Below are 11,987 nucleotides of genomic sequence, written 5' to 3'. Positions count from 1 at the left end.
TCGCCTGCATTCGCGAGCAGGCTCGCTCCCACAGTGGATTTGTGGCTACACGCCAACCCTGTGGGAGCGAGCCTGCTCGCGAAGGCGCACTAGAAGGCGCCTCTGTTCTGCGCATTACGCACGGAAACCTGGTCATTCAACGTCCAGAAGTCATACAGCACCCCCAGAAAGAACAGCCCTCCCGTCAGCAGGTACAGCAGCCCGCTGATCCATTTCCCCTGATACATCCGGTGTACGCCAAACACCCCGAGAAACGTCAGCAGGATCCACGCCACGTTGTATTCGATGGGACCGGCGGTAAACCGCAGGTCGGCCTCGCGATCCATCGCCGGGATCAGGAACAGGTCGATCAGCCAGCCGATCCCCAGCAAGCCAAAGGTGAAGAACCAGATCGTCCCGGTCACCGGCTTGCCGTAATAGAAGCGGTGAGCACCGGTAAAACCGAAAATCCATAGCAGGTAACCGATCACCTTGCTGTGGGTGTCTTGTTGCGGAACAGTCTGTTGATAGGGGTTCATGAATGACCTCGATTCACGCAATAGATAAATATTCTTCATTTCTTTGTGACTTTTTTACAGGCAGCCGACGTATGGCAAGTGCTACCTTGGCACCCGTCAAAGCCTTGTAACACCGGACTTCTGTCCGACAATTACGCCATTTTGCCGCTTTTTTGCCACCATTGCCCCCCAGGTTGAATCGACCAACGGCCTCGGAAGCGGCAAAAAAGCTGTTATAAAGTTGCGCGCTAACCTATTCAGAGCCTTGCCTATGCGTTCATTTTTCAAGACATGGCTAACCATTTGCCTTTTGATGCCACTGGCCGCCCACGCCACCAATCGTGAGCAACGTCTTCCTAACGTTAATGGTTACACCCCAAAATCCCATGCTTCTGCTCCTTCGAGCAAAGACAACAAATCCGCTAAACATGCTCCAACCCTGGCCGGCAACAAAAGCGGCCTGGTTCCACCGATGGGCACCAAGGAAAGCAGTGACGTGCTCAGCCGTGCCGTGAACGTCCTTGGCACACCCTATCGCTGGGGTGGCAGCAGCCCAAGCAAAGGCTTCGATTGCAGCGGCCTGGTGAAATACGCGTTCAACGACGCCACGTTCGACCTGCCACGCACCTCCAACGCCATGGCCAGCGGTCATGGGGAGAAAGTCGATCGCGACGACCTGAAGCCGGGCGACCTGATTTTCTTCAACATCAAGAGCCGTCGGGTCAATCACGTTGCCATCTACCTGGGCAACGACCGTTTCATCCACGCGCCACGTCGCGGCAAGTCGGTGAGCATCGACACGTTGAAGAAACCTTACTGGGAAAACCACTACGTGGTTGCCAAGCGGGTTCTGCCGAAAGAACCGAATCAGTTGCGGGTTGTTCAGCGCTGAGTTTAGCGCCCAGAACCTGCGTTGTGCTTGATGACCCCATCGCGAGCAGGCTCGCTCCTACAGGATTGATGCAGTCCATGTGGGAGCGAGCCTGCTCGCGATGAGGCCCTTGAAAGCACCGCAAACCCTTCTCAAAAACCATCCGGCGACCGCGCCATCTCCCGTGCATGATCACGACTGATCAACCCCCTGGCCGCCAGGTCCTTCAAGCTCATATCCAGCGTCTGCATTCCCAGCGCCCCTCCCGACTGAATCGCCGAATACATCTGCGCCACCTTGTCCTCGCGGATCAGGTTCCGGATCGCCGACGTCCCCAGCATGATCTCGCGGGCTGCGATGCGCCCGCCACCGACCTTCTTCACCAGAGTCTGGGATACCACCGCCAGCAGCGACTCGGAGAGCATCGAGCGCACCATCGACTTCTCGCCCCCCGGAAACACATCGACAATGCGGTCGATGGTTTTCGCCGCCGACGTGGTGTGCAGCGTGCCGAATACCAGATGGCCGGTTTCGGCGGCGGTCAACGCCAGGCGAATGGTCTCCAGATCGCGCATCTCCCCTACCAGGATCACGTCCGGGTCCTCCCGCAGTGCCGAACGCAAAGCGCTGGCGAAGCTACGGCTATCGCGATGGACTTCGCGCTGGTTGATCAGGCACTTGCGCGGCTCGTGGACGAACTCGATAGGATCCTCGATGGTGAGGATGTGGTGATGGCGATGGGTGTTCAGGTAATCGATCATCGCCGCCAGCGTAGTGGACTTGCCAGAACCGGTGGGACCGGTCACCAGCACCAGGCCACGGGGCGCATCGGTCATTTTGCGAAACACATCCCCCATGCCCAGTTCGTCCATGCTCTGCACTTTCGACGGAATGGTGCGAAACACGGCGCCCGCGCCACGGTTCTGATTGAATGCATTGACCCGAAACCGCGCCACACCGGGCACGTCAAAGGAAAAGTCGGTTTCCAGATGCTTCTCGAAGTCCAGTCGCTGGGCGTCATTCATGATGGCGTAGACCAGCGTCTGCACCTGCGCATGATCGAGAGCCGGAAGATTGATGCGCCGCACATCGCCATCCACCCGAATCATCGGCGGCAGGCCGGCGGACAAGTGCAGGTCGGATGCACCCTGTCGAGCGCTGAATGCCAGCAGTTCGGTGATATCCATTGCGCCTCTCAATTCCAGTAGAATGCCGCGAACCTTCAGACCGCTGGCGCCTCTTGATGTCCACCATAGCAGACAACATTCTCGAAGTTAGTTCGCGCATTCATGCCGCAACGCTCGCCGCCAATCGCAGCGAAAACAGCGTCCATCTGCTGGCCGTGAGCAAGACCAAACCCGCGCAAGACCTGCGTGAAGCCTACGCCGCCGGACTGCGCGACTTTGGCGAGAACTACCTGCAGGAAGCGCTGGGCAAACAACTGGAACTGGCCGACCTGCCCTTGATCTGGCACTTCATCGGCCCCATTCAATCGAACAAGACTCGCGCTATCGCCGAGCACTTCGAGTGGGTGCATTCCGTGGATCGCCTGAAAATCGCACAACGCCTGTCCGAACAACGCCCCGCCGACTTGCCGCCCCTGAACATTTGCATTCAGGTCAATGTCAGCGGTGAAGCCAGCAAATCCGGCTGTACTCCAGCCGATCTGCCTGCCCTGGCCAATGCCATCAACGCTCTGCCGCGCTTGAAGTTGCGCGGGCTGATGGCCATCCCTGAGCCGACTGAAGATCGCGCCGCCCAGGATGCCGCGTTCGCTGCCGTACAGAGCCTGCAAGCGAGCCTGAATCTGCCACTCGACACACTTTCCATGGGCATGAGCCACGACCTGGAGTCGGCCATTGCCCAGGGTGCCACTTGGGTCCGTATTGGTACGGCCCTGTTCGGCGCTCGCAGTTACGATCGGCCATAACCCATGGCTGACCCTCTTCTTTATAAGGACCTGACATGAGCAAGACGCGTATTGCCTTTATCGGTGCCGGCAACATGGCCGCCAGCCTGATCGGCGGCCTGCGGGCCAAGGGTCTGGAAGCGGCGCAGATCCGCGCCAGCGATCCGGGTGAAGAAACCCGCGCCCGCGTGACTGCCGAACACGGCATCGAAACCTTCGCCGACAACGCCCAGGCCATCGACGGCGCCGACGTCGTCGTCCTCGCGGTCAAGCCACAGGCGATGAAAGCCGTGTGCGAGGCCCTGCGCCCAAGCCTCAAGCCCGATCAACTGGTGGTTTCGATTGCCGCGGGCATCACCTGCGCCAGCATGAACAACTGGCTCGGCGCCCAGCCGATCGTGCGCTGCATGCCCAATACGCCGGCGCTGCTGCGTCAGGGCGTGAGCGGTTTGTTCGCCACCGCCCAAGTGACCGCCGAACAGCGTCAGCAGGCCCAGGAGCTGCTGTCCGCGGTCGGTATCGCCCTGTGGCTGAGCGAGGAGCAGCAACTGGATGCCGTCACCGCCGTTTCTGGCTCGGGCCCGGCGTATTTCTTCCTGCTGATCGAGGCCATGACCGCCGCCGGCGTGAAACTTGGCCTGCCGGCGGACATCGCCGCGCAATTGACGCTGCAAACCGCACTGGGCGCCGCCCACATGGCTGTTTCCAGCGACGTCGACGCGGCCGAGTTGCGCCGCCGTGTCACCTCGCCTGCGGGCACCACGGAAGCTGCAATCAAGTCGTTCCAGGCCAATGGTTTTGAAGCCCTGGTCGAAAAAGCACTCGGCGCTGCCGCGCATCGCTCGGCCGAGATGGCCGAACAACTGGGCCAATAAGGAGCTTTTCATGATTGGATTGAACACCGCAGCGGTCTACGTGCTGCAAACCCTCGGCAGTCTGTACCTGCTGATCGTGTTGATGCGCTTCGTACTGCAACTGGTGCGGGCGAACTTCTACAACCCGATCTGCCAGTTCGCCGTGAAAGCCACCCAGCCGCTGCTCAAGCCGCTGCGCCGGATCATCCCGAGCGTGTTCGGCCTGGACATGTCCTCGCTGGTGCTGGCGATCCTGGTGCAACTGGCACTGATGGCCCTGACCCTGTTGCTGACCTACGGCACCACTGGCAATCCGCTGCAACTGCTGATCTGGTCGATCATCGGTGTGACCGCGCTGTTCCTGAATATTTTCTTCTTTGCCCTGATCATCAGCGTGATCCTGTCCTGGGTCGCCCCGGGCAGCCACAACCCGGGCGCCGAACTGGTGAACGACATCTGCGAGCCGGCCCTGGCACCGTTCCGCAAGTTCCTGCCAAACCTTGGCGGACTGGATCTGTCGCCGATCTTCGCATTCCTGGCGATCAAACTGATCGACATGCTGGTGATCAACAACCTCGCCGCCATGACCATGATGCCGCAAATCCTCCGCGTGCTGATCTGACCCGGTGAGCTGGTTTCGCTGGGACGGTGACGACCTGATTCTGGAGTGCCACCTGCAACCGGCGGCCCGTAGCGATGATTTCTGCGGGCTGCACGGTGATCGCCTGAAGATCCGCCTGACCGCGCCGCCGGTCGAAGGCAAGGCCAACGCGCATCTGATGGCGTTTCTGGCCAAGGCCTTTGGCGTGTCCAAGAGCCAGGTCAGTCTGATCAGTGGCGAGTTGAATCGGCAGAAGCGGGTGCGGATCTGCTCGCCGAAGAAGTTGCCGGATTTGCCTGGATTGGCACGACAGAACTGATATACCGAGGCGCTGCCTTCGCGAGCAAGCCCGCTCCCACAGGGGAACGCATTCCAAGGTGGGAGCGAGCCTGCTCGCGAATGGCATACCTCGGTCTTGAGCGAACAAATCAGCTCGGGCCTTTGCTTGCCGCTAACCCCAGCGGTCTTTAGACTTACGCCTCATTTCAATGAGAGCAGGGTCGATGCCAGCTGCCTTCCCCCCCGATTCTGTTGGTCTGGTGACGCCGCAAGTGGCGCACTTCAGCGAGCCGCTGGCCTTGGCCTGTGGTCGTTCGCTTGCCGCCTATGACCTGATTTACGAAACCTACGGCACGCTGAACGCTGCGGCGAGCAACGCCGTACTGATCTGCCACGCCTTGTCTGGTCACCACCACGCCGCCGGCTACCACAGCGTCGACGACCGCAAACCCGGTTGGTGGGACAGCTGCATCGGCCCCGGCAAGCCAATCGACACCCGCAAGTTCTTCGTGGTCAGCCTGAACAATCTCGGCGGCTGCAACGGTTCCACCGGGCCGAGCAGCATCAACCCGGAGACTGGCAAACCGTTCGGCGCCGACTTCCCGGTCCTGACCGTCGAAGACTGGGTGCACAGCCAGGCGCGCCTGGCTGATCGCCTCGGCATCGCCCAGTTCGCGGCCGTGATCGGCGGCAGCCTTGGCGGCATGCAGGCGATGCAATGGAGCATCACCTACCCTGACCGCATCCGGCATTGCCTGGCCATCGCCTCGGCGCCCAAGTTGTCGGCGCAGAACATCGCCTTCAACGAAGTGGCACGCCAGGCGATCCTCACCGACCCCGAGTTCCACGGCGGATCGTTCCAGGAACACAACGTGATCCCCAAGCGCGGCCTGATGCTGGCGCGGATGGTCGGGCACATCACCTACCTGTCCGACGACTCCATGGGCGAGAAATTCGGCCGCGGCCTCAAGAGCGAAAAGCTCAACTACGACTTCCACAGCGTCGAGTTCCAGGTGGAAAGCTACCTGCGCTATCAGGGCGAAGAGTTTTCCGGGCGCTTTGATGCCAACACCTACCTGTTGATGACCAAAGCGCTCGACTACTTCGATCCGGCGGCGAACTTCGACGATAACCTGGCGAAAACCTTTGAAGGTGCCAAAGCCAGTTTCTGCGTGATGTCGTTCACCACCGACTGGCGCTTCTCCCCTGCCCGCTCGCGGGAGCTGGTGGATGCACTGATGGCCGCGCGCAAGGACGTCTGCTACCTCGAGATCGACGCACCGCAAGGCCACGACGCCTTCCTGATTCCGATCCCGCGCTACCTGCAGGCATTCGGCAACTACATGAACCGCATTACGCTGTGAGAAAGCCATGAGAGCTGATCTGGAAATCATCCAGGAATGGATCCCCGCCGGCAGCCGCGTGCTCGACCTCGGGTGCGGCGATGGCGAACTGCTGACCTGGCTGCGCGATAACAAGCAAGTCACCGGTTATGGCCTGGAAAACGACGCCGACAACATCGCCGAGTGCGTGGCCAAGGGCATCAACGTCATCGAACAGGACCTGGACAAGGGCCTGGGCAATTTTGCCAGCAACAGTTTTGACATCGTGGTCATGACCCAGGCGCTGCAAGCGGTGCACTACCCGGACAAGATCCTCGACGAAATGCTGCGGGTCGGCCGTCAGTGCATCATCACCTTTCCCAACTTCGGTCACTGGCGCTGCCGCTGGTACCTGGCGAGCAAGGGCCGCATGCCGGTTTCCGAGTTCCTGCCGTATACCTGGTACAACACGCCGAACATTCACTTCTGCACCTTCGCGGACTTTGAAGCCTTGTGTCGCGAACGTGAAGCGAAGGTCATTGATCGGCTTGCCGTGGATCAACAGCATCGGCACGGGTGGGCCAGCAAGCTATGGCCTAATCTGTTAGGTGAGATCGGCATCTACCGGGTCAGCAGCCCGGGACTTTCCGACCACAAAGTCGCAGTCTGATCCACCCTATTTCAAGGAGAACGATCATGGGTCGTCTAGCGTTGCTTCTACTCACTGCCTGCCTGAGCGTCACCGCCATGGCTGCCGACGCCATCAAGAGCGAACGCAAGGAAACCTTCGGCGACGTGACGGTGCACTACAACACCTTCAACTCCACCTACCTGCTACCGGACGTCGCCAAGGCAGCCCAACTGACACGCAGCAAGGATCAGGGCGTGATCAACATTACGGTGATCAAGGCCGGCACGCCGATGATGGCCGAAGTCAGCGGCACCGTTAAGGACCTGACCAGCCAAAGCTACACACTGAACTTCAAACAAGTCACCGAGCAAGGCGCGATCTACTACATCGCCCAATACCCGGTACCACAGCAGGAAGTCCGCACCTTCGACATCAAGGTGCAGACCGGTGACAAAATCAACACCATCAATTTCAACCAAGAGCTCTTCCCCGGCCAATGATCAACTTCACGCAACTCGTATTGGCCAGCCATAACGCCGGCAAACTCAAGGAACTCCAGGCCATGCTCGGCGAGTCGGTGCATCTGCGCTCGATCGGCGAGTTCAGCAGCGTCGAGCCTGAAGAAACCGGCCTGTCGTTCGTCGAGAACGCCATCCTCAAGGCCCGCAATGCCGCACGCATTTCCGGCCTGCCGGCGCTGGCCGACGACTCCGGTCTGGCCGTGGACTTCCTTGGCGGCGCGCCAGGCATCTACTCGGCGCGTTATGCCGACGGCAAGGGCGATGCAGCGAACAACGCCAAGCTGCTCGACGTGTTGAAAGACGTGCCTGAAGCCGAACGTGGCGCGCAATTCGTGTGCGTGCTGGCACTGGTGCGTCACGCTGACGATCCGCTACCGATTCTCTGCGAAGGCTTGTGGCATGGGCGCATCCTGACCCAGGCCAGCGGCGAACACGGCTTTGGCTACGACCCGTTGTTCTGGGTACCGGAGCGCGATTGCTCCAGCGCCGAATTGAGCCCGGCCGACAAGAACCAGATCAGCCATCGCGCCCGTGCAATGGATCTGCTGCGCCAGCGCCTGGGCTTGAAATGACCCGTGAATCATCCGCGTCGCCACTGATCATCGGTGGCGACGCACATTCACCTCGGGCCGCCCTGCCTGTGCTGCCGCCGCTGGCGCTGTACATCCACATCCCGTGGTGCGTACGCAAATGCCCTTATTGCGACTTCAACTCCCACACCGCCAGCCCTGTGCTGCCGGAAGAAGAATACGTCGACGCATTGCTGGCCGATCTCGATCAGGATCTGCACGCCGTCCATGGTCGTGAGCTGAGTTCGATTTTCTTCGGTGGCGGCACACCGAGCCTGTTCAGCGCTGATTCGCTGGGTCGCTTGCTCAAAGGCGTCGAACAACGCATCCCGTTTGCCAGCGACATCGAAATCACCCTGGAAGCCAATCCGGGGACATTCGAGCAAGACAAGTTCGTGGCGTACCGGAAACTGGGCATCAATCGCCTGTCGATCGGTATCCAGAGTTTCCAGCAGGAAAAGCTCCAGGCCCTGGGCCGGATTCACAACGGCGACGAAGCCGTACGTGCCGCCGGCATGGCGCGGCAGGCCGGGTTCGATAATTTCAACCTGGACTTGATGCATGGTTTGCCGAATCAGTCCCTGAACGATGCCCTGGCCGACCTGCGCACAGCCATTGCCCTGAAACCGACACACCTGTCGTGGTATCAACTGACCCTGGAACCGAACACGGTGTTCTGGAACCAGCCGCCGACACTGCCCGAAGACGATACGCTGTGGGACATCCAGGAAGCCGGGCAAGCGCTGCTGGCCGAACACGGTTACGCACAGTACGAAGTCTCGGCCTATGCGCTGCCTGGTCGAGCGGCGCGCCACAATCTCAATTACTGGAGTTTTGGCGACTTCATCGGCATCGGCGCCGGCGCCCATGGCAAGCTCAGCCACCCCGACGGGCGCATCATTCGCACCTGGAAGACCCGCCTGCCGAAGGACTACCTGAACCCGGCAAAAAACTTCCTGGCCGGCGAGAAAGCACTGGGCAACGATGAAATGCCGTTCGAGTTCCTGATGAACGCGCTGCGCCTGACTGAAGGCGTCGAATCGCGGCTGTACCCGGAACGTACCGGCATGACCCTGGAAAGCCTTGCCGAAGGCCGCCGTGAAGCCGAACAAAGCGGCCTGTTGCAGGTCGAACCGTCACGCCTGGTAGCCACCGAGCGCGGACAACTCTTCCTCAACGACTTGCTGCAGAAATTTCTGACATAAGGAAATCGAATGGATTTGGTACTCGATCTGCTTGCCACCGTGTCTCGCTGGAGCCGCAGCAACCTCTCGGAAATTGCCCTGGCCCTGGTGGGCTGCCTGCTGGTGCTGTTTGGTGCGGATTTCAAAGGCTGGGTCGAGCAGCGCCTGGGCAGCATCGCCGGTGCCCTGCGCGTACCGCTGATGTCCTTGCTGTGCATGATCGGCAGCGGCGCGGCACTGATCTATGCCACGCCATGGGTCGTGCGCGGCTTGAGCCAGTTCAACAACTACAGCCTTGCACCGGTGTTGTTGGTGGTGCTGGTGTTGATCGGCGTAGTGGCTGACCGCCGCTGATCCCGGCCACACCCTAAAACAACTGTAGGAGCGAGCAGGCTCGCGAAGAGGGAGTGTCAGTCGGCATTAATGTTGACTGACATTCCGCCATCGCGAGCATGCTCGCTCCTACAGTTTTTACAATGTGTTGCTCAGGATTGCTTCTCGAACTTCAGATCCCACACCCCATGCCCAAGACGCTCGCCACGGCGTTCGAACTTGGTGATCGGGCGCTCGGCCGGGCGTGGTACGCACTTGCCGTCTTCGGCAAGGTTGCGATAACCCGGCGCAACGTTCATCACTTCCAGCATGTATTCGGCATACGGCTCCCAGTCGGTGGCCATGTGCAGAATGCCACCGACTTTCAACTTGCTGCGCACCAGCTCAGCGAAAGACGCCTGAACGATGCGACGCTTGTGGTGACGACTCTTGTGCCACGGATCCGGGAAGAAAAGCATCAGGCGATCGAGGCTGTTATCGGCCACGCAGCGGTTGAGCACTTCGATGGCATCGCAATCGTAGACCCGCAGGTTGGTCAAACCCTGGGTCAGCACGCCATTGAGCAGCGCACCGACACCCGGACGGTGCACCTCGACGCCGATGAAATCCTGATCCGGCGCGGCCGCTGCCATTTCCAGCAGCGAATGGCCCATGCCGAAACCGATTTCCAGCGAGCGCGGTGCCGAGCGACCGAACACCTGGTCGAAATCCACCGGAGCGTCGGCCAAGGGCAGCACAAATAGCGGTGCGCCTTGTTCCAGGCCACGCTGCTGGCCTTCGGTCATGCGCCCGGCGCGCATCACGAAACTCTTGATGCGGCGGTGTTGGCGCTCGTCGCCTTCTTCCGTCTGGATTGGCGTGTCGTTCGATTCAGTCATCAATGGCTCTTACTTGATCAGACCATCCAGCGGCGAAGAGGCGCTGGCATAGAGTTTTTTCGGCATACGGCCCGCGAGGTAAGCCAGGCGGCCCGCGACGATCGCATGTTTCATGGCTTCAGCCATCATGACCGGCTGCTGGGCGTGGGCGATGGCCGAGTTCATCAGCACTGCATCACACCCCAGCTCCATGGCGATGGTGGCATCGGAAGCGGTACCGACACCGGCATCCACCAGCACCGGGATTTTGGCTTCTTCGAGGATGATTTGCAGGTTGTACGGGTTGCAAATCCCCAGGCCCGAACCAATCAGACCGGCCAGCGGCATCACCGCGATGCAGCCGATTTCCGCCAGTTGCCGGGCGACGATCGGGTCGTCACTGGTGTAGACCATCACGTCGAAACCTTCCTTGACCAGCGTTTCGGCAGACTTGAGGGTTTCGATCACGTTGGGAAACAGGGTTTTCTGGTCAGCCAGAACTTCCAGCTTCACCAGGTTGTGGCCGTCGAGCAGCTCACGAGCCAGGCGGCAGGTGCGCACGGCTTCGGCTGCGTCGTAGCAACCCGCGGTGTTCGGCAGGAAGGTGTAGCGATCCGGCGACAGCACTTCGAGCAGGTTCGGCTCGCCCTCGATCTGGCCAAGGTTGGTGCGGCGCACGGCGAAAGTGACGATCTCGGCACCCGAGGCTTCGATGGCCAGGCGGGTTTCTTCCATGTCACGGTACTTGCCGGTACCGACCAGCAAACGCGACTGGTAAGTACGACCGGCCAGGACGAAAGGCTTGTCGCTGCGAACGATGCTCATGGGAAATCCTCTGTAGGGGTGAGGTACTTGCAGAATGCTGTGGTCACTCGGCCGAGGCTGTCAGCCGCCGCCGATGGCGTGCACCACTTCGACGCTGTCGCCGTCGTTCAGCGTGGTGTCTGCATGCTGGCTGCGCGGGACGATATCCAAGTTGAGTTCGACTGCCACCCGGCGTCCGGCCAAGTCCAGACGGGTGATCAGGGCCGCAACGGTTTCACCGTCGGGCAGTTCAAAGGATTCGCCGTTCAACTGAATGCGCATGCCGGATGCCGCCATCATTTTTAGGGGCAGGCATTCTAGCCCGATCATGACCTAAAGGTCAGCAACAAGCGTCAAGCGGTCAGCTGCAAGCGCCAGGCGGCGACTCCAAGGCAGAGCCAGCCCACCAGGAACGCAAGACCACCAAATGGCGTGACGATGCCAAGCTTGCTGACGCCGGTCAGCGTGAGCACATACAGACTGCCGGAAAACAACAGGATACCGATGACAAACGATGCGCCAGCCCAGGTCACGAGACGACCGGGAATTTGCGCGGCCAGTAACGCGACACCCAGCAACGCCAGAGTGTGCACCAGTTGATAGGTGACGCCGGTATGGAAGATCGCCAGGTACTCGGCGCTCAGACGGTTTTTCAGGCCGTGGGCGGCAAATGCCCCAAGGCCGACACCGGTGAAGCCGAAAAAAGCGGCCAGCATCAGAAAGCCACGCAGCATGCGGAACTCCAGTCAGTTTCG

17 protein-coding genes are annotated in these 11,987 nt (G+C 60.4%); 11 read left to right on the top strand and 6 right to left on the bottom strand.

From position 1 onward, the window contains the following. Positions 1-89: 89 nt before the first annotated feature. Positions 90-518 (bottom strand): NINE protein, encoded by a 429-nt coding sequence (locus CAG47_RS05280; RefSeq protein WP_085723869.1) that lies wholly within the window; start codon positions 516-518, stop codon positions 90-92. A gap of 250 nt (positions 519-768) precedes the next feature. On the opposite strand from CAG47_RS05280, the gene CAG47_RS05275 reads away from it, so the two are divergent. Beyond that, positions 769-1,389, top strand: coding sequence for a C40 family peptidase (locus tag CAG47_RS05275; protein ID WP_085723868.1), 621 nt, complete (start codon positions 769-771; stop codon positions 1,387-1,389). A 131-nt stretch (positions 1,390-1,520) separates the two neighbouring features. Here the strand turns inward: CAG47_RS05275 and CAG47_RS05270 are convergent, their stop codons facing one another. Further along, a complete protein-coding gene (locus CAG47_RS05270) occupies positions 1,521-2,555 on the bottom strand; it encodes a type IV pilus twitching motility protein PilT (RefSeq protein WP_085723867.1) in 1,035 nt (344 codons plus the stop codon). Positions 2,556-2,611: 56 nt separating this feature from the next. On the opposite strand from CAG47_RS05270, the gene CAG47_RS05265 reads away from it, so the two are divergent. The 10 genes from CAG47_RS05265 (at position 2,612) to CAG47_RS05220 (ending at position 9,592) form a co-directional block, all read left to right on the top strand. After that, the gene (locus tag CAG47_RS05265; RefSeq protein WP_085723866.1) at positions 2,612-3,298 is read left to right on the top strand and encodes a YggS family pyridoxal phosphate-dependent enzyme; all 687 of its coding nucleotides are present in this window, start codon (positions 2,612-2,614) and stop codon (positions 3,296-3,298) included. Positions 3,299-3,333: 35 nt separating this feature from the next. Further along, positions 3,334-4,152, top strand: coding sequence for a pyrroline-5-carboxylate reductase (gene proC / locus CAG47_RS05260; RefSeq protein WP_085723865.1), 819 nt, complete (start codon positions 3,334-3,336; stop codon positions 4,150-4,152). Positions 4,153-4,162: 10 nt separating this feature from the next. Then, complete coding sequence (locus CAG47_RS05255; RefSeq protein WP_085723864.1) at positions 4,163-4,753, top strand: YggT family protein; 591 nt, start codon at positions 4,163-4,165, stop codon at positions 4,751-4,753. Positions 4,754-4,757: 4 nt separating this feature from the next. After that, a complete protein-coding gene (locus tag CAG47_RS05250) occupies positions 4,758-5,051 on the top strand; it encodes a DUF167 domain-containing protein (protein WP_085723863.1) in 294 nt (97 codons plus the stop codon). A gap of 184 nt (positions 5,052-5,235) precedes the next feature. Then, complete coding sequence (locus CAG47_RS05245) at positions 5,236-6,375, top strand: homoserine O-acetyltransferase (protein WP_085723862.1); 1,140 nt, start codon at positions 5,236-5,238, stop codon at positions 6,373-6,375. A 7-nt stretch (positions 6,376-6,382) separates the two neighbouring features. Next, positions 6,383-7,003: a methionine biosynthesis protein MetW gene (gene metW, locus CAG47_RS05240; RefSeq protein WP_007987819.1), complete on the top strand. Its 621-nt coding sequence runs from the start codon at positions 6,383-6,385 to the stop codon at positions 7,001-7,003. A 26-nt stretch (positions 7,004-7,029) separates the two neighbouring features. Continuing rightward, complete coding sequence (locus tag CAG47_RS05235; RefSeq protein ID WP_085723861.1) at positions 7,030-7,464, top strand: DUF4426 domain-containing protein; 435 nt, start codon at positions 7,030-7,032, stop codon at positions 7,462-7,464. Then, entirely contained in the window at positions 7,461-8,057 is a 597-nt protein-coding gene (gene rdgB, locus CAG47_RS05230) for an RdgB/HAM1 family non-canonical purine NTP pyrophosphatase (protein WP_007975395.1), read from the top strand. Before CAG47_RS05235 ends, rdgB begins: the two co-directional genes overlap by 4 nt. Continuing rightward, positions 8,054-9,259, top strand: coding sequence for a radical SAM family heme chaperone HemW (gene hemW / locus CAG47_RS05225; RefSeq protein WP_085723860.1), 1,206 nt, complete (start codon positions 8,054-8,056; stop codon positions 9,257-9,259). Before rdgB ends, hemW begins: the two co-directional genes overlap by 4 nt. Before the next feature lie 9 nt (positions 9,260-9,268). Beyond that, on the top strand, positions 9,269-9,592 hold the full coding sequence (locus tag CAG47_RS05220; RefSeq protein ID WP_007987827.1) for a DUF3392 domain-containing protein: 324 nt from the start codon (positions 9,269-9,271) through the stop codon (positions 9,590-9,592). Positions 9,593-9,723: 131 nt separating this feature from the next. On the opposite strand, the gene trmB is transcribed toward CAG47_RS05220, so the two are convergent. The 4 genes from trmB to CAG47_RS05200 all read right to left on the bottom strand — a co-directional run bounded on the left by trmB (position 9,724) and on the right by CAG47_RS05200 (position 11,966). Then, positions 9,724-10,449: a tRNA (guanosine(46)-N7)-methyltransferase TrmB gene (trmB, locus tag CAG47_RS05215; RefSeq protein ID WP_085716366.1), complete on the bottom strand. Its 726-nt coding sequence runs from the start codon at positions 10,447-10,449 to the stop codon at positions 9,724-9,726. 9 nt (positions 10,450-10,458) lie between these two features. Continuing rightward, positions 10,459-11,253, bottom strand: a complete 795-nt coding sequence (locus tag CAG47_RS05210; protein ID WP_085723859.1) for a thiazole synthase — start codon at positions 11,251-11,253, stop codon at positions 10,459-10,461. Positions 11,254-11,313: 60 nt separating this feature from the next. After that, entirely contained in the window at positions 11,314-11,514 is a 201-nt protein-coding gene (gene thiS, locus CAG47_RS05205) for a sulfur carrier protein ThiS (RefSeq protein WP_177408913.1), read from the bottom strand. Positions 11,515-11,585: 71 nt separating this feature from the next. Next, positions 11,586-11,966 carry a DUF423 domain-containing protein gene (locus CAG47_RS05200; RefSeq protein ID WP_085723858.1) on the bottom strand — a complete coding sequence of 127 codons (381 nt, stop codon included), beginning with the start codon at positions 11,964-11,966 and terminating at the stop codon, positions 11,586-11,588. Positions 11,967-11,987: the final 21 nt, after the last annotated feature.

The organism is Pseudomonas sp. R37(2017), assembly GCF_002113375.1.
Taxonomy (GTDB): Bacteria; Pseudomonadota; Gammaproteobacteria; order Pseudomonadales; family Pseudomonadaceae; genus Aquipseudomonas.
This window is presented reverse-complemented; position numbering and strand designations above follow the sequence as displayed.